25 protein-coding genes are annotated in these 26,533 nt (G+C 75.3%); 18 read left to right on the plus strand and 7 right to left on the minus strand.

Going from position 1 to position 26,533, the window contains the following annotated elements:
- Window positions 1-34 precede the first annotated feature (34 nt).
- Window positions 35-418, minus strand: coding sequence for a DUF3140 domain-containing protein (locus tag ABEA15_RS05440; RefSeq protein WP_345555728.1), 384 nt, complete (start codon window positions 416-418; stop codon window positions 35-37).
- A 210-nt stretch (window positions 419-628) separates the two neighbouring features.
- On the opposite strand from ABEA15_RS05440, the gene ABEA15_RS05445 reads away from it, so the two are divergent.
- Both ABEA15_RS05445 and ABEA15_RS05450 read left to right on the plus strand, forming a co-directional pair.
- Window positions 629-1,057: a four-helix bundle copper-binding protein gene (locus ABEA15_RS05445; RefSeq protein WP_344143941.1), complete on the plus strand. Its 429-nt coding sequence runs from the start codon at window positions 629-631 to the stop codon at window positions 1,055-1,057.
- A 53-nt stretch (window positions 1,058-1,110) separates the two neighbouring features.
- A complete protein-coding gene (locus ABEA15_RS05450) occupies window positions 1,111-1,524 on the plus strand; it encodes a ChaB family protein (protein WP_344143944.1) in 414 nt (137 codons plus the stop codon).
- A 94-nt stretch (window positions 1,525-1,618) separates the two neighbouring features.
- Here ABEA15_RS05450 and ABEA15_RS05455 read toward each other — a convergent pair whose 3' ends face one another.
- Window positions 1,619-2,248, minus strand: a complete 630-nt coding sequence (locus ABEA15_RS05455; protein ID WP_345555729.1) for a MerR family transcriptional regulator — start codon at window positions 2,246-2,248, stop codon at window positions 1,619-1,621.
- Between the two features lie 99 nt (window positions 2,249-2,347).
- Here ABEA15_RS05455 and ABEA15_RS05460 point away from each other — a divergent pair, with 99 nt between their 5' ends.
- Complete coding sequence (locus tag ABEA15_RS05460) at window positions 2,348-2,827, plus strand: DUF6194 family protein (protein ID WP_345555730.1); 480 nt, start codon at window positions 2,348-2,350, stop codon at window positions 2,825-2,827.
- A 62-nt stretch (window positions 2,828-2,889) separates the two neighbouring features.
- Here the strand turns inward: ABEA15_RS05460 and ABEA15_RS05465 are convergent, their stop codons facing one another.
- A complete protein-coding gene (locus ABEA15_RS05465) occupies window positions 2,890-3,951 on the minus strand; it encodes a glycosyltransferase family 9 protein (RefSeq protein WP_345555731.1) in 1,062 nt (353 codons plus the stop codon).
- Window positions 3,952-4,038: 87 nt separating this feature from the next.
- Window positions 4,039-4,458, minus strand: a complete 420-nt coding sequence (locus tag ABEA15_RS05470; protein WP_344148331.1) for a CBS domain-containing protein — start codon at window positions 4,456-4,458, stop codon at window positions 4,039-4,041.
- A 296-nt stretch (window positions 4,459-4,754) separates the two neighbouring features.
- Here ABEA15_RS05470 and ABEA15_RS05475 point away from each other — a divergent pair, with 296 nt between their 5' ends.
- Together ABEA15_RS05475 and ctaD are read left to right on the plus strand one after the other, a co-directional pair.
- Window positions 4,755-4,982 (plus strand): DUF3040 domain-containing protein, encoded by a 228-nt coding sequence (locus tag ABEA15_RS05475; RefSeq protein WP_344148328.1) that lies wholly within the window; start codon window positions 4,755-4,757, stop codon window positions 4,980-4,982.
- A gap of 126 nt (window positions 4,983-5,108) precedes the next feature.
- On the plus strand, window positions 5,109-6,785 hold the full coding sequence (gene ctaD / locus ABEA15_RS05480) for an aa3-type cytochrome oxidase subunit I (RefSeq protein ID WP_344148325.1): 1,677 nt from the start codon (window positions 5,109-5,111) through the stop codon (window positions 6,783-6,785).
- A 545-nt stretch (window positions 6,786-7,330) separates the two neighbouring features.
- Here the strand turns inward: ctaD and ABEA15_RS05485 are convergent.
- Window positions 7,331-7,723, minus strand: a complete 393-nt coding sequence (locus ABEA15_RS05485) for a PPOX class F420-dependent oxidoreductase (RefSeq protein WP_344148322.1) — start codon at window positions 7,721-7,723, stop codon at window positions 7,331-7,333.
- Between the two features lie 257 nt (window positions 7,724-7,980).
- Here ABEA15_RS05485 and ABEA15_RS05490 point away from each other — a divergent pair, with 257 nt between their 5' ends.
- The 11 genes from ABEA15_RS05490 (at window position 7,981) to ABEA15_RS05540 (ending at window position 21,872) form a co-directional block, all read left to right on the plus strand.
- Window positions 7,981-8,346 carry a DUF8129 domain-containing protein gene (locus tag ABEA15_RS05490; RefSeq protein ID WP_345555732.1) on the plus strand — a complete coding sequence of 122 codons (366 nt, stop codon included), beginning with the start codon at window positions 7,981-7,983 and terminating at the stop codon, window positions 8,344-8,346.
- A gap of 73 nt (window positions 8,347-8,419) precedes the next feature.
- Window positions 8,420-10,981, plus strand: coding sequence for an ATP-dependent Clp protease ATP-binding subunit (locus tag ABEA15_RS05495; RefSeq protein WP_345555733.1), 2,562 nt, complete (start codon window positions 8,420-8,422; stop codon window positions 10,979-10,981).
- A 571-nt stretch (window positions 10,982-11,552) separates the two neighbouring features.
- Window positions 11,553-13,205 carry a carbamoyltransferase family protein gene (locus ABEA15_RS05500; protein WP_345555734.1) on the plus strand — a complete coding sequence of 551 codons (1,653 nt, stop codon included), beginning with the start codon at window positions 11,553-11,555 and terminating at the stop codon, window positions 13,203-13,205.
- 3 nt (window positions 13,206-13,208) lie between these two features.
- Window positions 13,209-14,765 carry an HAD-IIIA family hydrolase gene (locus ABEA15_RS05505; protein ID WP_345555735.1) on the plus strand — a complete coding sequence of 519 codons (1,557 nt, stop codon included), beginning with the start codon at window positions 13,209-13,211 and terminating at the stop codon, window positions 14,763-14,765.
- Window positions 14,762-15,817: a glycosyltransferase family 9 protein gene (locus ABEA15_RS05510; protein ID WP_345555736.1), complete on the plus strand. Its 1,056-nt coding sequence runs from the start codon at window positions 14,762-14,764 to the stop codon at window positions 15,815-15,817. The genes ABEA15_RS05505 and ABEA15_RS05510 overlap by 4 nt, the downstream gene beginning before the upstream one ends.
- Window positions 15,814-16,839 carry a glycosyltransferase gene (locus ABEA15_RS05515; protein ID WP_345555737.1) on the plus strand — a complete coding sequence of 342 codons (1,026 nt, stop codon included), beginning with the start codon at window positions 15,814-15,816 and terminating at the stop codon, window positions 16,837-16,839. Before ABEA15_RS05510 ends, ABEA15_RS05515 begins: the two co-directional genes overlap by 4 nt.
- Complete coding sequence (locus ABEA15_RS05520) at window positions 16,836-18,080, plus strand: glycosyltransferase (protein ID WP_344148303.1); 1,245 nt, start codon at window positions 16,836-16,838, stop codon at window positions 18,078-18,080. Before ABEA15_RS05515 ends, ABEA15_RS05520 begins: the two co-directional genes overlap by 4 nt.
- Window positions 18,080-18,676, plus strand: coding sequence for a D-sedoheptulose-7-phosphate isomerase (locus ABEA15_RS05525; RefSeq protein WP_344148300.1), 597 nt, complete (start codon window positions 18,080-18,082; stop codon window positions 18,674-18,676). The genes ABEA15_RS05520 and ABEA15_RS05525 overlap by 1 nt, the downstream gene beginning before the upstream one ends.
- On the plus strand, window positions 18,673-20,052 hold the full coding sequence (locus ABEA15_RS05530; RefSeq protein WP_345555738.1) for a PfkB family carbohydrate kinase: 1,380 nt from the start codon (window positions 18,673-18,675) through the stop codon (window positions 20,050-20,052). Before ABEA15_RS05525 ends, ABEA15_RS05530 begins: the two co-directional genes overlap by 4 nt.
- An 82-nt stretch (window positions 20,053-20,134) precedes the next feature.
- A complete protein-coding gene (locus ABEA15_RS05535) occupies window positions 20,135-20,827 on the plus strand; it encodes an SDR family oxidoreductase (protein WP_344148294.1) in 693 nt (230 codons plus the stop codon).
- 43 nt (window positions 20,828-20,870) lie between these two features.
- On the plus strand, window positions 20,871-21,872 hold the full coding sequence (locus tag ABEA15_RS05540; protein WP_344148291.1) for a UDP-glucuronic acid decarboxylase family protein: 1,002 nt from the start codon (window positions 20,871-20,873) through the stop codon (window positions 21,870-21,872).
- Between the two features lie 104 nt (window positions 21,873-21,976).
- On the opposite strand, the gene ABEA15_RS05545 is transcribed toward ABEA15_RS05540, so the two are convergent.
- Window positions 21,977-22,816, minus strand: coding sequence for a SigB/SigF/SigG family RNA polymerase sigma factor (locus ABEA15_RS05545; protein ID WP_344148288.1), 840 nt, complete (start codon window positions 22,814-22,816; stop codon window positions 21,977-21,979).
- A 430-nt stretch (window positions 22,817-23,246) separates the two neighbouring features.
- Here ABEA15_RS05545 and ABEA15_RS05550 point away from each other — a divergent pair, with 430 nt between their 5' ends.
- Both ABEA15_RS05550 and ABEA15_RS05555 read left to right on the plus strand, forming a co-directional pair.
- On the plus strand, window positions 23,247-24,137 hold the full coding sequence (locus tag ABEA15_RS05550) for a glycosyltransferase family 2 protein (protein WP_345555740.1): 891 nt from the start codon (window positions 23,247-23,249) through the stop codon (window positions 24,135-24,137).
- The gene (locus ABEA15_RS05555; RefSeq protein WP_345555741.1) at window positions 24,134-25,045 is read left to right on the plus strand and encodes a glycosyltransferase family 2 protein; all 912 of its coding nucleotides are present in this window, start codon (window positions 24,134-24,136) and stop codon (window positions 25,043-25,045) included. The genes ABEA15_RS05550 and ABEA15_RS05555 overlap by 4 nt, the downstream gene beginning before the upstream one ends.
- A gap of 40 nt (window positions 25,046-25,085) precedes the next feature.
- Here ABEA15_RS05555 and ABEA15_RS05560 read toward each other — a convergent pair whose 3' ends face one another.
- The gene (locus ABEA15_RS05560; protein WP_345555742.1) at window positions 25,086-25,790 is read right to left on the minus strand and encodes a GAF and ANTAR domain-containing protein; all 705 of its coding nucleotides are present in this window, start codon (window positions 25,788-25,790) and stop codon (window positions 25,086-25,088) included.
- Window positions 25,791-26,533 lie beyond the last annotated feature (743 nt).

The following is a 26,533-nucleotide window of genomic DNA, read 5'->3' on the forward strand; positions in this document are numbered from 1 at the left end:
GGGCCCCGCTGCTCCGGGCGCAGGGGGCGGCGCCCTACCGGGGGCCCTCGGCGCCGGGCTCCTCCTCCGGGCTCGCGGGGTCGGGGCGCAGCGGGTCATGTCCCAGCGTCATCAGGTCGTGGCGCCACTGCTCGCCGCGCTCCTCGGCGGGCACCGCGAGCAGCCGGGCGGCGTTCTCCACGACCCCGCGCATGGTGTCGACGTCCTCGGAGGTCAGATCGACCCGGCGCTTGTCCAGGATCGCCACGATGCGCCGGCCGAGCCGGGAGACGTCCATCGACGGCTCGGCGGAGAAGGTGTCGGGCCCTGAGGCGTCGGTCAGCAGCCAGCGGCGCAGCTCTTCGCCGCGCATGTTCACGGTGGCGTGGAACTCGCGCCACAGCTCGGCCGTCTCGGGGTCGAGGCGTTCACGCACCATGTCGGCCTCCTGAGAATGCGGTCTCCGCCGTCGCGCGCGGCGCACGTGTCAACACCCCGCTACCTGCGCCCCCGTGTCCCCAAACACCCCGGGACCGGCAGCGCTCGGCGCCCGCGCCGCTCCGCCCCCGGCGTTTGGCGCGGGCCGATGTCGGTAGCGGTCCGGCGAGGCCCTCCGTCAACGCGACCGAGCCGAAGAGGTGCTCCGACCATGCCGACACAGACGGAAGAGTTCCTGCGCAGCCATCCGCGCGGCACCGGCGACGCCGACGTGGATCTGCTCAAGACCGCCGTGGAAAGGCTCGCCGCATGCGCCCAGTCGTGCACCGCGTGCGCCGACGCCTGCCTGGGGGAGGCGGACGCGGCCGCACTCGTGGGCTGCGTGCGCCTGAACCTCGACTGCGCCGACGTCTGCTCCGCCGCCGAGCGCGTCCTCACCCGGCGCACCGAGCCCGACCCCGAGGTGCACCGCGGGCTGCTGGAGGCGGCGGTCCTCGCCACCGGCGCCTGCGCCCGCGAGTGCGAGCGGCACAGCGAGCGCCACGAGCACTGCCGGCTGTGCGCCGACCGGTGCCGACTGGCCGAGGACGCCTGCCGGCAGGTCCTGCTGCAGGTTCAGGAGCAGGAGCAGGAGAAGTAGCAGCCGACGCGGGGGCCCGCCCGTCCCCGCGCGACAGCGGAAGGAGGACGCCGATGCCGGCGCGAGAGGAGCTTCCCGACACGTTGCGGCGCTCGCCCCGCGGTGCCCAGGAGACCTGGATCAAGGCCCACGACTCGGCCGTCGACACCTACGGCGAGGGCGAGCGCGCCCACCGCGTCGCCTACGCGGCGCTCAAGCACCAGTACGAGAAGGTGGGCGACCGCTGGAAGCCCAAGGAGAGCAAGGGCCCCTCCGACAAGCAGGCCGCCAACCCCAAGGCGCCCAAGCAGCGCGGCGGAGACAAGCCGACAGCCGGAGGCGTCGACGCCAACGCCAGCAAGGAGCACCTCTACGAGCGCGCGCAGGAGGCCGGCGTCCCGGGGCGCTCGAAGATGAACAAGCGCGAGCTGGTCGACGCGCTGCAGAAGGCCAGTCGCACGCAGACCCGCGAGGCCCGCGACTCCTGACCGGAGGCGCCGCGCCGACGCGGCGGCCGCCGCCCGGCCCGCCGCTCGCGGACGGACCGCCCCTGTGCCCCCGGTGCCGCCGGGGGCACAGGCGTCACCGCGCCCGCGCGCTCGAACGCTCCAGCAGCGTGTGGAGCGCGCCGGCGACGCCGTCCCACCCGCGGCGCCGGCGCAGCCGGGGCATCAGGTCCCGGAGGGCCCCGATCCGGTAGCCGGCCCGGCGCAGCTGGTCGACGACCCGAGCGTCCCGCACGTCCGCCGGCGCGTAGGCGCGTCTGCGCCCCTTCGTCCGCTCGGGGGCCAGGAGGCCCTCCGCCTCCCAGTGCCGCAGGGTGGAGGGGCGCACGCCGAGCGCGTCGGCGAGCTCGCCGACGCTCATCGCGTCCGACGGCCGGGCGTCGCCGACCGGCTCCCGGATGATCTCCGCGGCCGCCCGCTTCGCGGACCGCAGGCCTTCGCGCTCGGCGTGCAGCCGGGCGTGGGCGGAGTCGACGAGCGCGACCAGCGTGGCGGCCGGCGAGCCGAGGGCGGCCCGCATGATCGGCTTCGCTTCGACAGGCCCGACGGCGGCCGCCAGCGCGCGATAGGCGATCGCGGCCTCCACGTGGTCGGGGCCCAGGACCCGGTAGCCGGACGCGGTGCGCGCGGCGGGAGGCAGCACCCCCGCGTTCTCCAGCACCCGGATCTGCTGCACCGAGCAGCCGGCCCGCCGGGCGACGTCCACCGGCCGCAGTGCGGTTTGCAGGCTTTGCGGACGGTGACCGGCGGAAAAAGCGTCGGAAGCCTTCATAAGCACCTCAATGTAACGCTTGAGGACATGGAGATGAACGACATCATCGAACACGTCCGCGCGATGGACGGCGTCCTCGTACTCGAACCGCGGGAGGGGGACGGCACCCCCGAAATCGCCTGGGGCGACGTCTTCTTCTACTACGCACCCGACGGAGCCGTGCCGAGGTCCCAGCCGTTCGCGACCGTGGTGACGAAGGACTACCCCGACGACACCTCCTCCCGGCTCGACCGCCCGGGTGCCTTCCGGGTCAACGTCGCCGCCGGAGCCGACGAGTTCCGCAGGTGGACCGGGCACGGGCCGGAGGAGCCGCCGGCCCCGCAGGCCGCCCCGGGCGCGGACGACGCGGTCGCCGCCCATCCCGTCTACGCCGGCCTGAACTGGCTCGCCGTGGTCAACCCCGGACCGCGGACGGCGGAGGCGGTGAAGGAGCTGCTGGCCGTCGCACACGACCGTGCGCGCGAGCGGTCCCGGCGGCGCGCGCGCAGCGGCGGGGGCGCGCACGAGCGGTAGCGGCCGCGCGTGCCCGCCCGGCTCCGCGTGCGGACGGGGGGCGAAGCGGCGCCCGCGCCGACTCAGGGCGGCGGCGATGCGGACGCGGGTGCCGTGGTCGGCCGGTACGGTGCCCGCGCCGCGGCGGAGCGGGCGGCGGGCCGGGCGCGGCCCAGGACCCGATCGGCGGCCGCGGCGGCCTCGGCCACGCCGATGCGCAGCAGTCCGGGAGCGGGCGCGCCGCCGTGGGGATCGCCTGGCTCGCCGTACCACAGGCAGGCGTGCCGGTCGGCGTCGATGCGCGGCCCCCACAACGCGGGGTCGACCGGCCCGAAGAGCACGACCGAGGGCGTACCGTAGGCGGTCGCCAGGTGCGCGACGCCGGTGTCGCCGCACACCACCACAGCGGCGCGCGAGACCAGGGCGGCCAGCTCCGGCAGCGGCGTCCGCCCGGCCGGCACCCGCTGCTCGCCCAGCCCGGCTCGGTGCGCGACCTCCAGCGCGAGCGGCCGCTCCGCCGCCGATCCCGTGACCATGACGTCGAGCCCCCAGGCGGCCAACCGCTGAGCCAGGGCCGCGAAGCGCTCGGGCGGCCAGCGCCGCGCGGGAAAGGCCGCGCCCGGGTGCACGACGGCGGTGCCCGCGTGCTCCTTCGGCGGCCGGGGAATCGGCAGCCGCAGGTCGGTGGGGTCGGCACTGATGCCGTAGTAGGCGAGCAGGCGGCACCACAGGTCGACGTCGTGGGACCGCCCCGGCCACTCGGGACCCGGGGGCCCTCCGGCGCCGGGAGAGGCGTGGGTCCACAGCCGCCCCGGCCCCAGCGCACGCAGCGCCCGTACCGATCCGGGGCCGCTGCCGTGCAGGTTCACCGCGGTGTCGGGCGGTGCGGAATAGGGCCACGGCGGGGTCCGGGGGCCCGCGGTCGGCAGCACCGCCCACTCCAGCCCCGCGAGCGACAGCAGGTCGGCGTGGGCGCTGGGAGCGGCGAGGTGGATCGCGGCTGCGGGGTGGGCGCGCTCCAGCGCCCGGAACGCGGGAACCGCCGTGAGGAAGTCGCCCAGGCCCAGGGCGCGCAGCACCAGCAGGCGCGGCCGCGCCTCCCCGCTGCCGCGCTGGGGGCCCGTGGCCGCCGCGGCGCCGCTCATGGTGGCGCCGCTACCGCAGCCCGTGCGGGGCAAACGCGCGGGCCCGGGCGGAGCGCCGCCCGGGCCCGGATCGGCGGGCGTGCCGGGTCAGGTGTTGGCCCGGCTTCCGCTGATCGATGCCAGCACCGACGAGGGGTCGCGCTCGACTGCGAGGTCGCCCAGCGAGACGACGCCCACGACGCGGTCGGCGTCGATCACCGGCAGCCGCCGCACCGCGCTCTCGCGCATGATGCGCACGGCCTCGTCGATGCTGTCGTCGGGGCCCACCACCGACAGGCGGCCGCTGAGGGCGCCGCCGGCCGTGGCGGTGCCGCAGTCGGCGCCGTCGGCGACGCAGCGCACCACGATGTCGCGGTCGGTCAGCACGCCCAGCGCCGAGTCGTCCTCGGTCACCACCACGTCGCCGATGTCCTTGTCCCGCATGATGACGGCGATCTCGTACAGCGTCGTCTGCGGAGACACGGTGTAGGGAGGCTGGGTCATGATCTCCCGAACCTGCTCGGCCATTGGATCCTCCTGCGTTGCGGCTGTCCCGGATACCGGGTTCGCCCAGGGGGCCCGCACCCCCGCCCGCCGCTCCGGCGCCGGGCGGCGGCGTCCGGGTCGCTCCTCGGCCTCTGCGCGCCCACTACCGCGGTCTCGCGGGGCCAAACCACGCCGCGCGCCGCTCCCGCGGCGGCCCGGGCCCGGACGCGCCGGGGCGAAGCCCTGGTTAGGCAGGCGTCGCTGCGGGTAGCGGCGCGCTCGCCGATCCGGGACCGGTCGGGCGGTACCGGACGGCGGGGGAGAGCAGGAGGACGGCGATGGCCCTGGAGCGCGGTGAGCGGGCGAAGCTGGACCGGATCGGCCGGCACCTCGCCCGGGAGGACCCCGACTGCCGCCGGCGCATGCGCGCGTATTCCGAGCGGCTCGCCCGAAACGCCGGAGAGGCCGACCGCGAGCCGGCGCCCTGGGCGGCCGTCCTGCTGGTGTGGGCGGCCGTGCTCACGTCGGCGCTGGTACTTCTCGCCGCCACGGTCGGCGCCGTCTGAGCACCCGACCGCCGCGGCACCCCGCTTCGCGCGCCCCCGGGCCCGGACCTGCGGGTACCCGAGCGGCCGCGTCCACGCCTTCACGAATGACCCGGCCTGTGCCCGGGCGAGACGAACGGAGTCCCGATGACCCAGACCGTGCAGTCGGAGCGCGAGGCCTCGCATGAGCGCGGTCCGATCGCCGGCGGATCGACCTTCGTCAGCTGGATGTCCTCCACCGATCACAAGGTGATCGGCAAGATGTACCTCATCACCTCGTTCGGGTTCTTCGTCGCGGCCGGCGTGATGGCGATGCTGATCCGCGCCGAGCTGATGTGGCCGGGCATGCAGGTCGTGACCCACGAGGGCTACAACCAGCTGTTCACGATCCACGGCACGGTCATGATGCTGCTGTTCGCGACCCCGCTGTTCGTGGGGTTCGCCAACGTGATCGTGCCGCTGCAGATCGGCGCGCCCGACGTGGCCTTCCCGCGGCTCAACATGTTCAGCTACTGGCTGTTCCTCTTCGGCGGGCTGATGGTCGTCGGCGGCTTCCTCACGCCCTCGGGAGCGGCCAGCTTCGGCTGGTTCGCCTACACGCCGCTGTCGGACGAGGTGCGCTCGCCCGGCCTGGGCGGCGACCTGTGGGTGCTGGGCCTGCTGGTGTCGGGCCTGGGCACCATCCTGGGCGCGGTCAACTTCCTGACGACGATCGCGGTGATGCGCGCGCCGGGGATGACCATGTTCCGGCTGCCGCTGTTCACCTGGAACACCGTGTTCACCGGTGTGCTGATCCTGCTCGCGTTCCCGGTGCTGACCGCGGCGCTGGCGGCGCTGGCAGCCGACCGCATCCTCGGGGCCCAGGTCTACGACGCGTCCCACGGCGGGGCGATCCTCTGGCAGCACCTGTTCTGGTTCTTCGGCCATCCCGAGGTCTACATCGTCGCCCTGCCGTTCTTCGGGATCGTCACCGAGGTGATCCCGGTCTTCTCGCGCAAGCCGCTGTTCGGCTACGGGGGGATGGTCGCCGCCACGCTGACGATCACCGGGCTGTCGATGACGGTGTGGGCCCACCACATGTTCGCCACCGGCGCGGTGCTGCTGCCGCTGTTCTCGTTCCTGTCGTTCCTGATTGCCGTGCCGACCGGAATCAAGTTCTTCAACTGGATCGGCACGATGTGGCGCGGCCAGCTCACCTTCCCGTCGGCGATGCTGTTCTCCGTGGGGTTTCTGGTGACGTTCCTGTTCGGCGGGCTGACGGGGGTGATCCTGGCCTCGCCGCCGCTGGACTTCCACGTCACCGACTCCTACTTCGTCGTGGGCCACTTCCACTACGTGCTCTTCGGCACCGTGGTGTTCGCGATGTTCTCCGGCTTCTACTTCTGGTGGCCCAAGATGACCGGGAAGATGCTCCACGAAGGACTGGGCAAGGCGCACTTCTGGTCGCTGTTCGTCGGGTTCCACACCACGTTTCTGGTCCAGCACTGGCTGGGCGTGGAGGGCATGCCCCGCCGGTACGCCGACTACCTGCCCTCCGACGGGTTCACCGCGCTCAACATCGTCTCCAGCATCGGGTCGTTCGTCCTGGGCGCCTCGACGCTGTTCTTCCTCTGGAACATCTGGCACACGGCGCGCACCGCGCCCAAGGTCGAGACCGACGACCCCTGGGGCTACGGGGGCTCCCTGGAGTGGGCCACCTCGTGTCCGCCGCCGCGGCACAACTTCACCACGCTGCCGCGGATCCGCAGCGAGCGGCCGGCGTTCGACCTCAAGTTCCCGCGTGTGCCGCGGCCCGAGAACACCGCGAACGCGGTGGAGAACTGAGGACGCGGTGGAGAGCTGAGCGAGAATCCCGCGCAGTGCCGGGCTGGGCAGGCCGGGGCGCCCGGCGGAGCGCTGAGGGGCGCGCGGACGCGGCCGGGCGCTGCGGCGAGCGGCCCGCGGCGGTGGCTCGGGGCGCAGCCCGGTCGGCCGCCCGCGACTACAATCGGGCGGCGTCGGCGGCCCCGATCAGCGCGCCCGGCACGCTGTGCCGAAGGGCGCGCCCGCGAGACCGGGACGGACGGTCTCGCGGGCGCGGTCAGGGTGCCCGGGGGCCGCTCGGCGGCGCCCCGCGCGGGTGGCCGGGCAAGCCGCGCCCCCCTCGGCGCGGGCGGCGGCGGGGTGCGGCGCCGGGAGGGCGCTGCCGCGGCGGTGCCCGCCGGCGCGGGCCGGGCGCGGTACCGGTACGGCCGCCCCGGATTCCGTATTTGGTTGAGGATTGAACGATCTGGCGGGAATTCTACCCGCTCAACGCGCCGCGGCCGAATCGTGCCGGACGCAACCGCCCGTGGGTGCGCCACGCCCCCGAGGGCGCGGCGCACCGTCGGTCACTGCTTCGTGGCGTGCTCGGGACGCACCGAGATCACGATCCGCTCCTCGTCCGGCGCGGCCCACGGGTAGCGGTCCCGGCCGAGGTAGCGCTTGGCCAGGTGGTCGATGAAGGCGTTGCCGTCGTCCTCCTCGATCGACTCCACCCGGCCGCGCACCTCCACGTAGCGGTACGGGTCGTCGGGGTCCTGCACCGACATCGCGATGCGGTCGTCGCGCAGCAGGTTGCGGTACTTCTGCCGACCGCGGGTCTGGCTGAAGCGGACGTGGTCGCCGTCCCAGTCGATCCAGACGGGGTTGGCCTGCGGCTCGCCGTGCGGACCGAGCGTCGCCACGTGCGCGAAGCTGGGTTTGTGCAGAATGTCTTCGCGGTCATCGGGGATGGTGTTCATGCGGCTCCTTTCAGCGGCGGTCACACGCGGCTATCCCCCTATCACGACGCGGCCGGTCCAAACGTCCTCCGTCCCGGTGGGGGCGGAGCCGCTGCGCAAGCGCCCCGCCTGCCCCCTCGGCGCGCCCCGGCCTGACCGGCGGTTTCGCCGACGGGGCCACGGGTAGCGGCGGTCCCGGAGGCGACCTCGGCGCGTGGCGGAGACCGCGCGCCGCGCGCCGACGCTGAGACCGAACGCGGGGAACGGAGTGATGTTCCATGTCCGCCGAGCGGAACGCACCGCCGATCGCGGGCTATGAGGGCCTGCCCGTCGGAACGCTGCAGCATCGCGTCCGCGCGCTGACACAGGAGCAGATGCGTGACCTGATCGACTACGAGGCCGCACACGCCGACCGGCCCCAGGTGCTGGAGATCCTCCGATCGCGGCTGCGGGAGCTGGAGAACGGCGCCGAGCCCTCCGGCGGCGACCAGGACTTCCACCCGGAGACCCCGCAGGCGGCCCGGGGCGGATCGGAGGTCGGCACCGGCGGGCAGGCGCCCCCGGGCAACCCGCCGCCGCACGGCGTGCCCGCCCAGCCCGCCAAGCCCAAGGGCGACAATCCGCCCGGCCCCGGAAACGGGTGAGGAAGAGCCTGCGAACACGGCCACCGGGGCGCCCGAACAGCGGGGCGCCCCGTTCCATGAGGAGGTCCCGGCGATGACACACGACTTCCCTGGGGGAGGCGGAGGCTACGACCCGCGCTCCTTCGAGGAGTTCCTGGCGCGCTTCTTCGGTTCCGGCGGCGCGCGCCGCGCCTCGCACCGCGTCGACCTGTCCAAGCTGATGGACACCGCCACCCGGGAGGTGGTGTCGGAGGCGCTCGCGCGCGCCTCCCAGAGCGACCGGACCGATCTGGACGCCGCCCACCTGCTGTGGGCGGTGCTGCGCTACGCGCCGGCGCGCGAGCTGGTCCAGCGCACCGGGGCCGACCCCGAGGCTCTGGCGGCGTCGGCCGGGAGCGAGGCCGAGCGGGCACCCCAGGCCGGGCCGGGCGTGCCGGCGCTGACCCCGGCGGCCAAGCGCACGCTGCTCGACGCCCACCAGATAGCGCGGGCGATGGGCCGCCCCTTCATCGCTCCCGAGCACATGCTCTTCGCCCTCGCGGTCAACGGCGAGTCGCGGATGGGCCGCATGCTCGCCGAGTCCGGCGTGACCCCCGAGTCGCTGCAGTCGGCGGCGAGCTCGGGTCCCGCGCCCGCGGGCGCCGGATCGCAGAGCGGCACCGCCGCCCAGCAGGAGAGCACGACGCCCAACCTGGACGAGTTCGGCACCGACATCACCGCCCTGGCCGGCGAAGGCCGGCTCGACCCGGTGATGGGCCGCGAGTCCGAGGTCGAGCAGACCATCGAGGTGCTGGCGCGCCGCCGCAAGAACAACCCGGTGCTCATCGGCGACCCGGGCGTGGGCAAGACCGCCATCGTCGAAGGCATCGCCCAGCGGATCTCCGACAACGACGTCCCCGACACCCTCAGCGGGCGCCGGCTCGTCCAGCTCGACCTGGCCGGCGTGGTGGCCGGCACGCGCTACCGCGGCGACTTCGAGGAGCGGGTGCGCAACATCATCGAGGAGATCCGCAACGACGACAAGCTGCTGATCTTCATCGACGAGATGCACACCGTCGTGGGGGCGGGCGGCGCCGAGGGCGCGATGAGCGCGGGCAACATGCTCAAGCCGGCGCTGGCCCGCGGCGAGCTGCACATGATCGGCGCCACCACCCTCGACGAGTACCGGCAGAACGTCGAGAAGGACGCGGCGCTGGAGCGCCGCTTCCAGCCGGTGCTGGTCTCCGAGCCCAGCGTCGCAGACACCGTGGAGATCCTGCGCGGCCTGCGCGACCGCTACGAGGCCCACCACCAGGTGCGCTTCAGCGACGACGGGCTGGTGGCGGCCGCCGAGCTCTCCGACCGCTACATCTCCGACCGGTTCCTGCCCGACAAGGCGATCGACCTGGTCGACCAGGCGGGCGCGCGGGTGCGGCTGCGCGCCAAGCGGCCCAGCGTCGACGTCCGCGAGCTGGAGGAGCGCCTGCGCGAGCTGGAGGCCCGCAAGGAGCAGGCGGTCCGCGACGAGGACTACGAAGCCGCCTCGCAGGCCCGCGACGAGATCAACCGGACGCGCGAGTCCATCGCCGAGGTGCGCGACACCGGGCCCGAGCAGGTGCCCGTGGTCGGGGTCGAGGACGTCGCCGAGGTCGTCTCGCGGATCACCTCGATCCCCGTCTCCCAGCTCACCCAGGAGGAGCGCGAGCGGCTCACCGGGCTGGAGGAGCGGCTGCACGCCCGCGTGGTCGGCCAGGACGAGGCCGTCACCGCGGTCGCAGAGGCGGTGCGGCGCTCGCGCGCCGGCCTCGCCTCGCCCGATCGGCCCATCGGCAGCTTCTTGTTCCTGGGGCCCACGGGTGTGGGCAAGACCGAGCTGGCGCGGGCCCTGGCTGAGGCGCTGTTCGGCTCCCAGGAGCAGATGATCCGCTTCGACATGAGCGAGTTCCAGGAGCGCCACACCGCCGCGCGCCTGGTCGGGGCGCCCCCCGGTTACGTCGGCTACGAGGAGGCCGGCCAGCTGACCGAGGCGGTGCGGCGCTCGCCCTACTCCGTCATCCTGCTCGACGAGATCGAGAAGGCGCACCCGGACATCTTCAACCTGCTGCTGCAGACGCTCGACGACGGGCGGCTCACCGACGGGCAGGGCCGCACCGTCGACTTCCGCAACACCGTGGTCATCATGACCAGCAACCTGGGGTCGGAATTCATCACCGGCGGAGGGCCGATCGGATTCATCGGCGCCGAGGAGGGCGAGCGCGACCGCGCCACCCGCGAGCGGATCATGGCGCGGCTGCGCGACGAGTTCCGGCCCGAGTTCCTCAACCGCGTCGACGAGATCATCGTGTTCGCCCAGCTCACCGAGGACGAGCTGGCGAAGATCACCCGGCTGCTGCTGGAGGAGACGGCGCGCAGGCTGCACGCCCAGGACATCGGCATCGAGTTCACCGACGACGCGGTGCGCTGGCTGGCGGCGACCGGCCACCAGCCCGAGTTCGGCGCCCGGCCGCTGGCGCGCACGATCCAGCGCAGCGTCGGCAATCCGCTGTCGTCCCGGCTGCTCAACGGCGAGCTCGCGCCGGGCGACCGCGTGACGGTGCGGGTCGGCGAGCAGGGGCTGGACTTCAGCGTGGACACCAGCACCCGCCGCACCGCGGAGAGCCGCCCCGCGCAGGCGTGACCGCCGCGCCGCGGCCCCGGCCGGCCGGGCCTTCGGGCGGGCCCGGCCGGGCCCGCGGCCGCTGTCCGGCGCTCGCCCCGCCGGCGCCCGGGGCCGGAGGCGCACCGGCTTGAACGGGCCGGACGAGGCGGGTGTCGTGAGGTCCTCGTGCACGCCGCCGGACTCGGCGGCGGATTCCGGCACGCCGCCCCCCGGTGAACCGCGCCGCCGGCACTCCGCGGTGGCGCCACCCCGCGGTGGCGGCGGCGATGCGCATCGCGGGTGAGCGGCTCCCGACCCCTGTCGCGGCCCAGGCCGCCGAGGACGGCCTCGGCGCGCGGGCCGCCGGCGTTCAGCGGCGGGCGCGGCGCTTTCCTGCAGACCGCCCGGTGCCTCCGGCGGCGCCCCCCGCGACCCGCTCGCCTTCCGGTACTCATCCCGCACTTCGTCACACAGCGTGACCATAGTGCCCGATGCGGGAGGGCACCCGTTTCAGCGTCGCTGCGATTGGTAGTCGACTGATCGTGCCCACAGGGCGGGGCGTCCACCGCCGCACGAGGCGGGGGCCACGGGGGGAAGGAGTCGACGGACCATGAGGTTCCTCGGTGTCAACGCCGTTTTCCACGACCCGGCCGCAGCGCTCGTCGTCGACGGCTCGATCGTGGCCGCGGCCGAGGAAGAGCGGTTCAACCGGCGCAAGCACGGCAAGCGCCCCGTGCCGTTCTCGGCCTGGGAGCTGCCCGAGCAGTCCATGCGGTGGTGCCTGGAGACCGCCGGACTGGCGCCCGAGGACCTCGACGGCGTCGCCTACTCCTACGACCCCTCGCTGGTCCGGCCGGAGGGGGAGCGGCTCGACCCCGCCTGGGAGGACCTGCGCACCCTCTACGCCCGGCGCGCGCCCGTGTTCCTGGCCACCGCGCTGCCGGGCCTCGACTCCGCCCGGGTGCACCACGTGCCCCACCACGTCGCGCACGCGGCCTCGGCCGGGCTGGCGGCCCCGCCCGCGGGCGGCGGGCGCGACCGCGCCGTGCTCACCGCCGACGGCCGCGGCGAGGACACCGCCCACCTGCTCGGCGCCTACCGCGGCGGCGAGCTGGAGATCCTGGCGCGCCAGAGCCTTCCGCACTCGCTCGGGCTGGTCTACGAGGACCTCACCGACCACCTCGGCTTCCAGCGCTCCAGCGACGAGTACAAGGTCATGGCGCTGGCCTCCTCGGGGACGCCCCGCTTCATCGGCGCCCTGCGCGAGATGATCGCCCCCACCGGCGACGGCGGCGTCCGCGTCGGACCGATCGACTTCGCCGCCTTCGCCAAGCGGCGCGCGCCCGGCGGCGAGGTGACCGCCGACCACGCCGACCTCGCCGCCGGAATGCAGCGGCGCCTGGAGGAGGTCCTGCTGGAGCTGGCCTCCTGGCTGCACCGCGAGACCGGCCTGCCGCGGCTGGCCATGGCCGGGGGAGTGGCGCTGAACTGCGTCGCCAACACCCGCATCGCCGCCGAGGGCCCGTTCGAGGACGTCTGGGTGCAGCCCGCCGCCGGCGACGCCGGAACCGCGCTCGGCGGCGCACTGCACCTGGCACGGCAAGCGGGCGAGGACGTCGCCCCCATGACGGGCGCGGACCTGGGGCGCGGCTGGAGCGAGGCGGAGCTGGCGGGCGCGCTGGAGGCGGCCGGCCTCGACTACGAGCGCCCCGACGACATCGCCGACACCGTCGCCGCCGCGCTCGCGCGCGACGAGCTGGTCGCCTGGTTCCAGGGGCGCAGCGAGTACGGCCCCCGCGCGCTGGGCCGCCGCTCCCTGCTGGCCAACCCGACCGATCCCGCCAACCTCGACCGCATCAACGCCGTGAAGGGCCGCGAGAGCTTCCGCCCCGTCGCACCGATGGTGCCCGCCGAGCGCGCGGGCGAGATCTTCGCCCGCGGCCCGCTGCCCAGCCCGTACATGCTGTTCGTGCACGACGTCGCCGAGCACTGGCGCGACCGCATCCCCGCCGTCGTGCACACCGACGGCACCGCGCGGGTGCAGACCGTCGAGCCCGGCGACGAGGTGCTCCACCGGCTCCTGCACCGCTTCGAGGCCCGCACCGGCGTCCCCGTCGTGATCAACACCAGCCTCAACACCGCCGGGCGGCCCATGGTCGACAGCCCCCGGGACGCCCTGGAGTGCTTCGGGTCCTCACCGGTGGACCTGCTTGCCATCGGGCCGTTCGCGGTGCGGCGCTCCCGGCTGAACGGGAAGGGCTGACCCGTGGACCGCGCATCCGCCGCCGCGCGGGCGGAGAAGAAACGGGCGCCCGCCTACGCCGTCGTGGTGCCGACGGCGGGCCGCCCCGAGCTCGAGCGCACCCTGCGCCCGCTGCTGGCCGCGGGCCCCTGCGCGCCCGCCGAGATCGTCGTCGTGGACGACCGGCCCGCGCCGCAGGGCCCGCCGCCCGGCGTCGACCCCGGCGTCGGCAACCTGCTGCGCTCGGGCGGGCGGGGCCCGGCCTGCGCCCGCGACGTCGGCTGGCGCCGCACCGCCGCACCCTGGGTCGTCTTCCTGGACGACGACGTGGCTCCCGGCGACGACTGGCCCGCCGAGCTGGCCGCCGACCTCGCGGCCTGCGGCGACGGCGTCGGGGGATGCCAGGGCCGCATCGAGGTCCCGCCGCCCCGGGGACGGCGCCCCACCGACGCCGAGCGCGGAACGCTGGCGCTGGCCCGCGCCCGCTGGATCACCGCCGACATGGCCTACCGCCGCGCCGCCCTGGCCGCCGCCGACGGCTTCGACCGCCGGCTCAAGCGCGCCTACCGCGAGGACACCGACCTCGCGCTGCGCGTGCTCGACGCCGGCTACGCCCTGGTCGCCGGGACGCGGCGCAGCGTGCACCCGATGGTCCGCGACGCACGGCTGCTGCGCAGCGTGGCCGCGCAGGCGGGCAACGCCGACGACGCGCTGATGCGTCGCCTGCACGGGCCCCGCTGGCGTGCACGCGTCGGCGAGCCCCCGGGCCGGCTGCGCCGCCACGTGGCGGCCACGGCGGCGCTCGCCGGTGCGGCCGCCGCCCCGCTGCTCGCCCCGCTGTTCGGCCCGCGGACCTCGGCAGCGGCCGCCGCCGGGCTGGGTTCTTTGTGGCTGGCCGCCACGGCCGAGTTCGCCTGGCGCCGGATCGCGCCGGGCCCGCGGACCCGCGACGAGACCGTGCGCATGGCGGTGACCAGCGCGCTCATCCCACCGGCAGCGTGCGCGCAGCGGGTGGCGGGGGAGTGGCGCCACCGGCGAGCCCGGCCGCACCGCGAACGGCACGTCAAGGCCGTGCTGTTCGACCGCGACGGCACCCTCGTCCACGACGTCCCCTACAACCGCGACCCCGGCCTGGTGCGGCCGCTGCCGCACGCGCGCGCCGCGCTGGAGCGGGCGCGCACCGCCGGACTGCGTGTGGGCGTGGTGACCAACCAGTCGGGCGTCGCCCGCGGCCTCATCACCCCCGCCGAGCTGGAGGCCGTCAACGCCGCCGTGGAGGAGCGCCTGGGCCCCTTCGACGCGTGGCGGGTCTGCGTCCACGGCGAGGACGACGGCTGCACGTGCCGCAAGCCGCGCACCGGCCTGATCGAGGCCGCCGCCGCCGACCTGGGCCTCAGCCCCCGCGAGTGCGCGGTCATCGGAGACATCGGGGCCGACGTCGAGGCCGCGCGCGCCGCCGGCGCCCGCTCCGTGCTGGTGCCCGGCCCGGCGACGCGCGCCGCGGCGGTGGCGGCGGCGCCCGAGACCGCGCCGCGGCTGACCGGTGCCGTGCGCCGCCTGCTGCGGGACGGTGCGGCATGACCGCCGCCGAAGGGCGCCCGGCGCCGCGCGGCGGCACCGTGCTGGTGGCCCGCATGGACAACGTCGGCGACGTGCTGCTGGCGGGCCCCGCCGTGCGGGCGGTCGCCGCCGGTGCCGATCGCCTCGTGCTGCTCGCCGGCCCGCGCGGGCGCGCCGCCGCCGAGCTGCTGCCCGGGGTGGACCGCGTCCTGGAGTGGTGCGCCCCCTGGATCGACCCCGAGCCGCCGCCGCTGACCCGCGACAGCGCCGACGAGCTCGTGGCCGCCGTCCGGGCCGAAGCGCCGTCGGCCGCGCTCGTCCTCACCTCCTTCCACCAGTCGCCGCTGCCGCTGGCCGCGCTGCTGCGGACGGCGGGGGTGGGCTGGATCGGCGCGGCCTGCGAGGACTACCCCGGCTCCCTGCTGGACCTGCGCCACCGGACCGACCACACCCGGCCCGAGGCGGCGCGCATGCTGCGCCTGGCCGAGGCCGCCGGGTACCGGCCGCCGCCCGGCGACGACGGCAGGCCGCGCGTGCGCCGCCCGCTGCCACCCACCGCCCACCTGGCGGGAAGCCCCGGCTACGTCGCCGTGCACACCGGCGCTTCGGTGCCCGCCCGCGCCATACCCCCGCAGCTGGCCGCCGGCACCGCGGCGTCGCTGGCGGCCCGGGGCCGGCGCGTCGTGGTCACCGGGACCCACGGCGAGCGGGCCGAGACCGCGGCCGTGGCCGGCGAGGCCGGCGACGCCGGCCTGGACCTGGGCGGACGCACCGGCCTCGCGGAGCTCGCCGGCGTGCTGGAGTCCGCGTCGGTGCTGGTCAGCGGAAACACCGGCGCGGCCCACCTGGCCGCGGCCGTCGGCACCCCGGTGGTCTCGCTGTTCGCGCCGGTCGTGCCGGCCTCCGCCTGGGCGCCCCAGGGCAGCCGGGTGCGGCTGCTCGGCGACCAGGACGCGCCCTGCCGCGGCACCCGCGCCCGCACCTGCCCCGTGCCCGGCCATCCGTGCCTCAACCGAGTGACTCCCGACGACGTCCTCGACGCCGTCGACGACCTGGACCGAGGAGCGCCGTGACACTGCAGCGGTCCCGCCCCGCCGAGCGCCGCGAGCCGCGGCGCCCGTCCACTCTGCGCGTGCTCCTGTGGCACGTCCACGGCTCCTGGACCACCTCCTTCGTGCAGGGCCGGCACCGCTGCCTGCTGCCGGTCGACGCCGACCGCGGCCCCGACGGCCGCGGCCGCGCCCGTACCTGGGACTGGCCCGGCGGCGCCGTCGAGGTCGCGCCCGAGCGGCTCGCCGACGAGCCCGTGGACGCGGTCGTGCTCCAGCGCCCCCACGAGCTCGACCTCGCCGAGCGGTGGCTGGGCGGGCGCCGCCCCGGACGCGACGTCCCCGCCGTCTACGTCGAGCACAACGCGCCGCGCGGCGGCGTCCCCGACACCCGCCACCCCCTCGCCGAGCAGTCCGACATCCCCATCGTGCACGTCACCCACTTCAACGACCTGTTCTGGGACAGCGGCCGCGCGCCCACCGCCGTCGTCGAGCACGGCGTCCTCGACCCCGGCCACCGCTACACCGGCGAGGTCGAACGGGCCGGCGTGGTGGTCAACGAGCCGCTGCGCCGCGGCCGCGTCACCGGAACCGACTTGCTGGCCGGCTTCTCCCGGGCCGCCGCCCTCGACCTCTTCGGCATGGGAACGGCCGGCGCGCCCGCCGCGCTCGGCCTGCCCCCCGAGCGGCTGCGCGCCTACGAAGACCTCCCCCAGCACCGCCTGCACGCCGAACTGGCCCGCAGGCGCGTCTATCTGCACCCCGTGCGCTGGACCTCGCTGGGACTCTCCCTCATCGAGGCGATGCTGCTGGGCATGCCCGTCCTCGCTCTGGCCGCCACCGAGGCCGGCGAGGCGATTCCCCTGGACGCGGGACTCGCGACAACCCGTGTCGACGCATTGCACCGGGCGCTGGGCGAGCTCGTCCGCGACCCCGCCCGCGCCGCCGAGCAGGGCCGGGCCGCGCGCCGTGCGGCCCTGCGCCGCTATTCCGTCGACCGGTTCCTCGACGACTGGGACCGGATACTCCAGGAGGTGACACGGTGAGAATCGCCATGGTCTCCGAACACGCAAGCCCGTTGGCGGCCCTCGGCGAGCAGGACACCGGAGGGCAGAACGTGCACGTCGCCGAGCTGGCCGCCGCCCTGGGCGCACGCGGCCACGAGGTCGTGGTCCACACCCGCCGCAGCGGGCCCGACGAGCCCGAGAACGTCGAGCTCGCGCCCGGCGTCCGCGTGCACCACGTCGACGCCGGACCGCCGCACCCGCTGAGCAAGGACGAGCTTCTGCCCTACATGGGCGAGTTCGCCGAACGCCTCGCCGAGGCGTGGCAGCGCGACCGCCCCGACATCGTCCACGCCCACTTCTGGATGAGCGGGCGCGCCGCCCTGGACGCGGCCGCGCCGACCGGCACCCCCGTGGTGCAGACCTTCCACGCCCTGGGCACCGAGAAGCGCCGCCACCAGGGCCCCGACGACACCAGTCCCCCCGAGCGGGAGAGCGTCGAGCGCGCCGTCGCGCACGGGGTCGACCGGATCGTCGCCACCTCCGGCCAGGAGCGCCGGGAGCTGCGCACCTGGAACGTCGCCCGCAACCGGATCGCCGTGGTCCCCTGCGCCGTCGACTGCGAGGCCTTCCGCCCCGAGGGGCCCGCCGCCGAACGCGGCGACCGCCCCCGCATCCTCACGCTGGGCCGGCTGGTGCCCCGCAAGGGGATCCGCACCGCAATCGGCGCGCTCGCCGGGGTGCCCGACGCCGAACTCGTGGTCGCGGGCGGGGCCCCGCCGGAGCGGATCGACGAGGACCCTGAGATCGCCGCACTGCGCGCGTCCGCGGAGGAGGCCGGTGTGGCCGACCGCGTCGTCTTCACCGGCGGCGTGCCCCGCTCGCGGGTGCCCGAGCTGCTGCGCTCGGCCGACATCGCCGTCAACGTGCCCTGGTACGAGCCCTTCGGCATGAGCACCGTCGAGGCCATGGCCTGCGGCGTACCCGTCATCGCCTCCCACGTGGGCGGCCACCTCGACACCGTCGTCCAGGGCGTCACCGGCCGGCTCGTCCCGCCGCGCGACGCCCGCGCCCTGGCCTACTGGATCCGCATGCTGCTCGCCGACCCCGTCACGCGCGAGAGCCTGGGGATCGCGGCCGCCGACCGCGCCGCCGTGCGCTACACGTGGCCGCGGGTGGCCCGCCAGACCGAGGACTGCTACGCGAGCGTGCTGCGCGAACGCGGCCGCGAGGTGCCCGAACCGGCGGGCGAAGCCGCCGCCCTGGCCGCGGGAGGTGTCTGATGCATCCCCGGCTGAAGCGGCTGAGCGGCGCGCTGGAGGGCGTCGACAGCGAGTGCGCCGTGCGGTGGGGCCGCATCCTCGGCGAGGAGCTGCCGCGCGGGCGCCGGCTGCTCGCCTGCGGCAACGGCGGCAGCGCCGCCGAGGCCCAGCACCTCACCGCCGAGCTGACCGGGCGGTTCGCCACCGAGCGCATCCCGCTCTCGGCGATCTGCCTGCACGCCGACACCTCCAGCCTCACCGCCATCGCCAACGACTACGGCTACGGCCAGGTCTTCGCCCGCCAGCTGCGCGCCCACGCCCGCCCGGGCGACATCCTGATATGCCTGTCCACCAGCGGCAGCAGCGAGAACGTGGTCGCCGCGGCCGCCACCGCAGGCGAGATCGGCCTGCGCACCTGGGCGCTGGCCGGCGCGTCCCCCGGCGCGCTGCAGGCCGTGTGCGAGGAGAGCCTTGCGGTCCCCTCGCCGGACCCGGCCACGGTCCAGGAGGTCCACCTCTCGCTCATCCACCTGATGTGCGAGGAGGTCGACGCCGTCTGCGGCGCGGCCGCGCCGGCCCCCCGGCGGGCCGGGCTGTCCGCGGAAGGGGCGGCGTGAGCCGCGCCCGCGGGCCGCTGGTCGTCGTCGGCGACGCGTTCCTCGACGTCGACGTCGTCGGCGATCGCCGCACCACCGGGCACGGCCAGGACGCGCCGGTGCTGGAGGCCTGCGGGGCCCGGCACCGCCCCGGCGGCGCCGCCCTGGCCGCATGGCTGGCGGCCCGCGACGGCCACCCCGTCGTGCTGGTCTGCTCCCTGGGCTACGACGGCCCCGGCGAGCGCGTCGCCGAGCTGCTGCAGGACGCGCTGACCCTGGTGCGCCTGGACCAGTCCGGGGCCACCCCGGTCAAGTCGCGCATCCGGGCGAACGGGCGGACCCTGCTGCGCGTCGACGACGGCGAGGGCCGCCCCGACACCGCGGGCGACCACGCACGCGCGGCCGAGGTGATCGGCCGGGCCGGCGCCGTGCTCGCCGCCGACTACGGCCGCGGCGTGGTCGAACTGCCCGCCGTCCGCGAGGCGCTGACCCGCGCCGCCCGGCGCCGGCCCGTGGTGTGGGACCCGCACCCGCGCGGCCCCGCGCCCGTCACCGGTGCGGCCCTGGTCACCCCCAACGCGGCCGAGGCCGGCGCCGGGGCCGCCGACCCCGAGCGGGCCGGCGAGATCGCGGCGCGCCTGGCCCGCACCTGGCGGGCGGACTCGGTCGCGGTGACCCTGGGCGGCGAGGGCGCCGCCTGGGCGCCGCCGGACGGGCCGGGCCGCTTCTTCCCCGCACCGGTGAGCGTGTCCGAGGCCGATGCCTGCGGCGCCGGCGACCGCTTCAGCGGAACCGCCGCCGGGGCCCTGCGCACCGGCGCCGACACGGCCGACGCCGTCGCCGAGAGCGTCCAGGCGGCCTCCCGGTTCGTCGGCAACGGCGCCGCGGGCGCCACGGCGGAGTCGGGACCCATGGCCGGGGCGCTGCCACTGGGCCTGGGGGAGAGCGCCGATGCGCTGGCCGAGCGCGTGCGCCGCAGCGGCGGCAGGGTCGTCGCCGCCGGCGGGTGCTTCGACGTGCTGCACGCCGGGCACGTCAGCCTGCTGCGCCGGGCACGCTCGCTCGGCGACTGCCTGATCGTCTGCCTCAACAGCGACGCCGCCGTGCGCGCGCAGAAGGGGCCGCACCGGCCCCTCACCTGTGCCCAGGACCGGGTGCGTGTGCTGTCGGAGCTGGAGTGCGTCGACGCGGTCACCGTCTTCGACGAGCCGACACCGGTCCGGGTCGTCCAGCGGCTGCGGCCCGACGTGTGGGTCAAAGGCGGCGACTACGCGGCCGAGGAACTGCCCGAGCTGCCCGCCGTGACCGCCGGCGGCGGCCAGGCGGTCATCCTGCCGCTGCTTCCGGGGCGCTCCACCAGCCGCATGGTGGCCGCCCGCAGCCGCACGCCCCCCTGAGCACCGCCGGGGCGCGCCCGCACCACGCCCCCGTGCGCGTCCGCCCAGACGGTCGAGAACACGAGGTGGAGGGAGTACGCAAATGCGACCGCTCGGAAACACACTGATCACCGGTGGCGCCTCCGGCCTGGGAGCCGCCGTGGCCCGGGCCGTGGCGGAGGAGGGCGGTCGGCCGCTCGTCGTCGACCGCGCCCGCCCGGCCGAGGGCCTCGACTACGACTACGTGTGCGCCGACATCGCCGACCGCGCCGAAGCCGAGGACGCCGTCCAGCGCTCGGCCGACCGCGCCGGCGGCCTGCACGCCGTCGTCAACGCGGCGGGGATCGACGCCTGCGGGCCGCTGGACAAGGTCGACGCCGACGACTGGGAGCGCGTCGTCAAGGTCAACCTCATCGGCACCGCCTCGGTGGTCCGCGCCGCCCTGCCCCACCTGGAGGCCTCGCGCGGCACCGTGGTCGACTGCGCCTCGACGCTGGGCACGCGCGCCGTCCCCGACGCCACCGCCTACTGCGCCTCCAAGGCCGGCGTCATGGGCTTCACCCGCGCACTCGCCGCCGAGACCGCCGGGCGCATCGGCGTGACGCTGCTGGTCCCCGGCGGCATGGACACCGCGTTCTTCGACGACCGCCCCGAGGCCTACCGGCCCGGTCCCGACGCCCGCCTCAACCAGCCCGAGCACGTCGCGCGGGCCGTCGTCTTCGCCTTGGCCCAGCCGCCCGGGTGCGAGGTGCGCGAACTCGTCGTCTGCCCCTCGCAGGAGACGTCCTGGCCCTGACCCGGGGCCGCTTCGCCGGTGCACCGCGAGCAATGGGGGGATCATGAGTCAGGCACACATCGGCCGCGCCGTCGTCACCGGCGGCGCCGGTTTCGTCGGCTCGCACCTGTGCGAGCACCTGCTGGACGCCGGCGCCGAGGTCGTCTGCGTGGACAACTTCGCCACCGGCTCCGCCGCGAACGTGCGCCACCTGGCCGACCGCGCCGGGTTCAGCACGCTGGAGGCCGACGCCACACACCCGCTGGTGGTTCCCGGGCGCGTCGACACCGTCTTCCACCTGGCCTCGGCGGCGTCGCCGCGCGACTACCTGCGCCTGCCCGTGGAGACCCTGGAGGCGGGCAGCCGGGGCACCCGCAACGCGCTGGACCTGGCGGCCGAGCACGGTGCCCGCACCGTGCTGGCCTCCACCAGCGAGGTCTACGGGGACCCGCTGCACCACCCCCAGCACGAGAGCTACTGGGGCAACGTCAACCCGGTGGGCCCGCGCAGCGTCTACGACGAGGCCAAACGCTACGCCGAGGCCCTGACCATGGCCTTCCACCGCTCCCGCGGCGCCGACGTCGGCATCGCCCGCATCTTCAACAGCTACGGGCCCCGGATGCGCCCCGACGACGGCCGCGCGGTCCCGACCTTCATCCGCCAGGCGCTGGCCGCAGAGCCCATCACCGTCTCCGGCGACGGCATGCAGACGCGGTCGGTGTGCTATGTCGACGACACGGTGCGCGGCCTGATCGCCCTGGCCCGCTCCGGCATCGTCGGCCCGGTCAACATCGGCAGTCCGCACGAGCTGTCCATGCGCCGGCTCGCCGAGCTGGTGCGCGGCGTCTGCGGCTCCGACTCGCCCATCGTCGCGGTGGGGCGTCCCGCCGACGATCCGCGGTTCCGCCGCCCCGACACGTCGCTGGCGGCCCGGGCGCTGGGCTGGCGCCCGCTGGTGCCGATGGAGGAGGGGCTGCGGCGCACCGTCGCGTGGTTCGTGCGCACCCGGGCGGCCGCCGCGCCGGGGGAGGACCGTACGGTGGAACCGACCGCGGGCCGCGCCTGAGCCCGCAGGCCTGAGCCGCAGCAGGGTGGACGGCACCGCACGAACGGGTCCCCGGGGCGCCTCGGCGCCCCGGGGACCTGCGCGTGAAACCGTCGGCCGATCCCTCAGACGTCGGGTACCAGCTGCTTGCGCAGCTTGGCCAGGGACGCCGAAAGGGTCCGCGAGACATGCATCTGCGAGAGGCCGACGATCTCGGCGATCTCGGCCTGGGTCTTGTTGCCCGCGAACCGGAGGAGCACGATCCGCCGGTCGCGCGGCGAGAGGGTTGCCAGCGCCGGCCGCAACGACGCCCGGTCGGCGACGTTCTCCAGGTCGTGGTCCTCCTCGCCGAGCGTGTCGCCCAGCGTCTTGTCCTCCTCCTCGGCCCCGTAGGGCACGTCGAGGGACAGGGCGCTGTAGGCCGACGAGGCGTCGATGAGCTCAAGCGTGTCGTCGACGCTCATCTCCAGCCGTTCGGCGATCTCGGCGACCGTGGGCGAGCGGCCGTGCTCCTGGGCGAACGACGAGGTCACCCGGTTGAGCTCGGGCCGCTTCTCCTGATACTTGCGCGGCACCCGAATCGCCCATGTGCGGTCCCGGAAGTGGCGCTTGACCTCTCCGGTCATCATAGGCAGGGCGTAGGAGATGAACTCCTTGCCGTAGTCGGGATTGAAATCGCGGATCGCCTGGACCAGGCCGACTGTCACAACCTGGCGCAGGTCTTCCTCGGGCTCACCGCGGTTGCGGTAGCGGCGGGCGATGCGGCGTACGACCGGAGCATGCAGATCCACCAGGTTCCGATAGATCTCATCACGCTCGGCCGGGCCCGCGGACCCACCCTTGAGCTGCGCGAACAGTTCCCGCGTGCGGGTGTAGTAGGCTTCGTCGGTTTTGCTGTTCCCTCGGGAACTGCGCGGACGCGGTACTGCGGTCTCTCGTTCGCGGAGCGTGCTCGATGCGCTCATCGTCAACGTTCCTTCTGCGATCGGAGTTGACCACCGACCACATGCCCCCGGATCGCACGGCATGTTGTGCACCATGCCGGCGATGTGGCTCCCCCGTACTGTGCGGTGGGTCACCGCAGCGGGGGCCGGGACGCACATGATGGCGTCGTAGGCCGCGCTGTCGGACCTCCTGCACAACACGTTGACCATATCGAGATATGCGCGATTAAGCCAGCCCGCCCCCGTCCGATTCCGCCCGGTTTTGCGCTTAATTAACGCGTGAGATTACGAAGCCGCAGGGTAGACGGGGTGAGGACAACAGTGGTCTTTGCCATAGGAAATCTCACGCAATCGCTTTCCTTCGTCAGGCGGTGTGTGTGTTTATGGGGGGTATCGGGTAGTGGGCGACAGCGCGGATCCCGAGCGGCGGCGCGGCGCGCCGGATCGCGGCATGCGACCGCGTGCGGAGGCGAACCCGGCGGGTGCGCGGGTGGGGGTCGTCGTGGCCACCCGCAACCGCCGCGCGGACCTTGCCCGGACATTGCGCCGGCTTTCCTCGGCCTGTCCGGACGCGCCGGTCACCGTGGTCGACAACGCCTCCAGCGACGGCACCGCCGACCTCGTCCGGTCGGCCTCGCCCGGCGCCGGCGTGGTGGAGCTGGCCCGTAACCGCGGATGCGCCGCCCGCAACGACGGCGTCGCCGCCAACCCGGCCCCCTACATCGCCTTCTGCGACGACGACTCCTGGTGGGAGCCGGGCGCACTGGAGCGCGCCGCGGCCGCCTTCGACGCCCATCCCCGCCTGGGCCTGGTCGCCGCGGCCACGTTCGTCGGCGAGGACGCGCGCCCCGACCCGATCAACGAGGAGCTGGCCGCCGGACTGGGGCCGGCCCCGCGCGGCCTGCCCGGCCCGCGCGTCCTCGGCTTCCTCGCCTGCGCCGCGGTCGTGCGCCGCGAGGCGTTCCTCGACGCCGGCGGGTTCAGCGACCTGCTGTTCTTCACCCACGAGGAGGCCCTGCTGGCTCAGGACCTCGCAGCGCTGGGCTGGGAGGCCTGCTACCTCCCGCAGGTGCGCGCCCGCCACCACCCCTCCGCCGACCGCCCGCCCAGCGCCTGGCGGCGGCGCCTGGACCTGCGCAACCGCGTCCTGGTCTGCTGGATGCGGCGCCCCGCCGAGCGGGCGCTGGCCGAGACCGCCCGGCTGGCGCGCGCGGGCAGCCGGGAGCCCGCGGCCCGGCGCGCCGTGGCGGGCGGCGACCGCGGCCTGCCGCGCGCGCTGGTGCAGCGGCGACGGCTCCCGCCCCGCGTCGAACGCGACCTGCGCCTGCTGGAGCGGCGGTGAGCCGCCCGGGCCGCCCCGATCCCCGTGTGGGCGCGGTGGTCATCACCCGCGACCGCCGCGGCGAGCTGCTGGGCGTCCTGGAACGGCTCACGGCCCTGCCCGAGCGGCCCCCGATCGTGGTGGTCGACAACGGCTCGCGCGACGGCAGCGCCGACGCCGTCGCCGCGTCCTTCCCCGATGCGGCGCTGCTGCGCGCGGGGGCCAACCTGGGGGCGGTGGGCCGCAACCTCGGAGCCGAGGCACTGGATACCCCCTACATCGCCTTCTGCGACGACGACACCTGGTGGGAGCCGGGATCGCTCGCGCTTGCGGCCGACCTGCTGGACGCCCATCCGGACGCGGCCTCGCTGACGGCGCGGATCCTGGTCGAGCCGTCGCTGCGCGAGGACCCCATCACCCCCGAGCTGCGCGACTCGCCGGTCCCGGCCCCGGCGCACCTGCCCGGCCCCGCCCTGCTGAGCATCCTCGCCGGCGCCTCCGTCCTGCGCGCGTCGGCGTTTCGGGACGCCGGGGGCTTCCACGAGCGGCTGTGGCTGGGCGGCGAGGAGGAGCTGCTGTCGCTGGACCTGGCCGCGGCCGGGTGGTGGATGTGCTGGATCGAGGAGATGCGGGTGCACCACGCCCCCTCCCGCGCCCGCGACAGCAGGGCGCGGCGCCGCCTGGGCATCCGCAACACCCTGTGGACGGCGTGGCTGCGCCGTCCCGCGGGCGCGGCGCTGCGGCGCACCGGACGGGTGCTGGCCTCGGTGCCCGGGGATGCGGCCAGCGCGGCGGCGGTCGCCGAGGCGCTGGCCGGGCTGCCGTGGGTGCTCGGCGAGCGCCGACCGGTGCCGCCCCGGGTGGAGGAGGGGCTGCGGCTGCTGGAGGCGCCGCAGGGCCGCTCGGCGGCGCGGCGCTACATCGGCTGAGCGGGTGCGGGGGACCGGGAGGGGGCGGGAAGGAAGGGGGTCAGTCCACGGGCGAGGTGGGGTCCTCGCCGGTGAGGGCGATCTTCTCGGCGAGTTCGGCGAGCTTGACGTTGAGCTTCTGCGAGGCCTCCCGCAGGCGCTCCCAGGCCTGGTCGGCGGTCATGTGGTGGCGCTCCATGAGGATGCCCTGGGCCTGGCCGATCGTCTCGCGGGTGTCCAGGGCGCGGCTGAGGTTGGCGATGTGCCGGTTGGCGGCGAGCGCGGAGGCCGCCTGCGCCGAGTAGATGACCCCGACCTCGTGGGCGTCCTCGCCGAAGGACTGCGGGCGCGCCGCGTAGAGGATCAGTACCCCCAGCGTCTCGCGCGCCGTGAACAGCCGGAAGCTCAGCAGGCTGCCGATGGGCAGCTTGGCGGCCTCGGCGGCGTATCTGGGCCAGCGCGTGGAGGAGGTGAGGTCGGGGAGGTAGACGTAGGTCCCCTTGCTCATCGAGTCCAGCGACGGGCCTTCGCCCAGCTCCAGTTGCAGCGCGTCGCTGCGGCGCACGATGTCGTGGGTGCACACCGGGGTCTGCAGACTGGTCCGCGACTCCACCAGGCTCACGCCGGCGTAGTCGCATCCGGGGACGGTGGTCACCGCCAGGTCCACCATCCGCTGGAGCGTCGCGCGCAGGTCCGGTTCAGCGAACAGCGAACGCACCACCTCCGCGAACCCCCGGGGTGAGGGAGAGTGGTCCTTGTTGAGCATCGCACGCCCTCCTGTGCCGTTATTCGAGCGCCGACTCGAATCGCCCCTCCGGTGCGGAGCCCGCGCACAGCACAAGCGCTCGGCCAGGTGACCGAATGGCTCCGCAGTGTGAGAATCGAGGTGCGACCGATCCGGTCGTTGGCCTTCCCGATCGAATGCGAGTATTGCCCGCACTCCTTGCCTGTGTCAACGACTGTACCTGCCGCCGGACGGCGTCGATTCGCGGACCCGCGGACCCCGGGGGTCTCCGCGGTCTCCGGCGGTGCGGGCCGGAGGACCTGCGGGGCGGCGATCGGCTAATCCGTCGTCCGCGGCCGTTTCCGGAGAGGCGGCGCAGCGATCCGATCGGCTGCGCGGCGGGCCGCGCGATTCCATGCGGAATCCGCATCGAATCGCCGCCCGGCCGTAGTCGGGACCTTCGTCCCCGCCACCCGCGGATTCGCCACAGAATTCCCCATGCGGGGTTCAATCCCGTGCAAACGGAAAGCGGGCCCGGAAATGTGCGCAGGACCACCGGGATTGGCGGCGGCCCGCGTGTTCCGCCGCGGAACGCGCTTGCCCGCCTGTCCCCTCGCTTGCGGTGTTCTGCGGGCGTGCCGGACGTCCCGGCCGCACCGGGGTTCGGGCCGGCGCCCGGTCCGCTCGGACCGGGCACCGACCCGGGGAGCCCGGCGGCGTCGCTCTGCCGCGGGCGCCCCGCGTCGGCTTATGCGTCCCGCGCGTGGGCCGGGGTGCACCCGAGC

Source organism: Streptomonospora halophila, assembly GCF_039542725.1.
Classification (GTDB): domain Bacteria; phylum Actinomycetota; class Actinomycetes; order Streptosporangiales; family Streptosporangiaceae; genus Streptomonospora; species Streptomonospora halophila.

Coding starts and splice junctions, on each gene's coding strand:
- ctaD (WP_344148325.1), top strand. CDS start 5,109: ATGACCCAGACCGTGCAGTCGGAGCGCGAGGCCTCGCATGAGCGCGGT.
- ABEA15_RS05475 (WP_344148328.1), top strand. CDS start 4,755: ATGGCCCTGGAGCGCGGTGAGCGGGCGAAGCTGGACCGGATCGGCCGG.
- ABEA15_RS05450 (WP_344143944.1), top strand. CDS start 1,111: ATGCCGGCGCGAGAGGAGCTTCCCGACACGTTGCGGCGCTCGCCCCGC.
- ABEA15_RS05485 (WP_344148322.1), bottom strand. CDS start 7,723: ATGAACACCATCCCCGATGACCGCGAAGACATTCTGCACAAACCCAGC.
- ABEA15_RS05470 (WP_344148331.1), bottom strand. CDS start 4,458: ATGGCCGAGCAGGTTCGGGAGATCATGACCCAGCCTCCCTACACCGTG.
- ABEA15_RS05535 (WP_344148294.1), top strand. CDS start 20,135: ATGCGACCGCTCGGAAACACACTGATCACCGGTGGCGCCTCCGGCCTG.
- ABEA15_RS05460 (WP_345555730.1), top strand. CDS start 2,348: ATGAACGACATCATCGAACACGTCCGCGCGATGGACGGCGTCCTCGTA.
- ABEA15_RS05445 (WP_344143941.1), top strand. CDS start 629: ATGCCGACACAGACGGAAGAGTTCCTGCGCAGCCATCCGCGCGGCACC.
- ABEA15_RS05560 (WP_345555742.1), bottom strand. CDS start 25,790: ATGCTCAACAAGGACCACTCTCCCTCACCCCGGGGGTTCGCGGAGGTG.
- ABEA15_RS05495 (WP_345555733.1), top strand. CDS start 8,420: ATGACACACGACTTCCCTGGGGGAGGCGGAGGCTACGACCCGCGCTCC.
- ABEA15_RS05490 (WP_345555732.1), top strand. CDS start 7,981: ATGTCCGCCGAGCGGAACGCACCGCCGATCGCGGGCTATGAGGGCCTG.
- ABEA15_RS05500 (WP_345555734.1), top strand. CDS start 11,553: ATGAGGTTCCTCGGTGTCAACGCCGTTTTCCACGACCCGGCCGCAGCG.
- ABEA15_RS05545 (WP_344148288.1), bottom strand. CDS start 22,816: ATGAGCGCATCGAGCACGCTCCGCGAACGAGAGACCGCAGTACCGCGT.
- ABEA15_RS05440 (WP_345555728.1), bottom strand. CDS start 418: ATGGTGCGTGAACGCCTCGACCCCGAGACGGCCGAGCTGTGGCGCGAG.
- ABEA15_RS05540 (WP_344148291.1), top strand. CDS start 20,871: ATGAGTCAGGCACACATCGGCCGCGCCGTCGTCACCGGCGGCGCCGGT.
- ABEA15_RS05550 (WP_345555740.1), top strand. CDS start 23,247: ATGCGACCGCGTGCGGAGGCGAACCCGGCGGGTGCGCGGGTGGGGGTC.
- ABEA15_RS05525 (WP_344148300.1), top strand. CDS start 18,080: ATGCATCCCCGGCTGAAGCGGCTGAGCGGCGCGCTGGAGGGCGTCGAC.
- ABEA15_RS05510 (WP_345555736.1), top strand. CDS start 14,762: ATGACCGCCGCCGAAGGGCGCCCGGCGCCGCGCGGCGGCACCGTGCTG.
- ABEA15_RS05465 (WP_345555731.1), bottom strand. CDS start 3,951: ATGAGCGGCGCCGCGGCGGCCACGGGCCCCCAGCGCGGCAGCGGGGAG.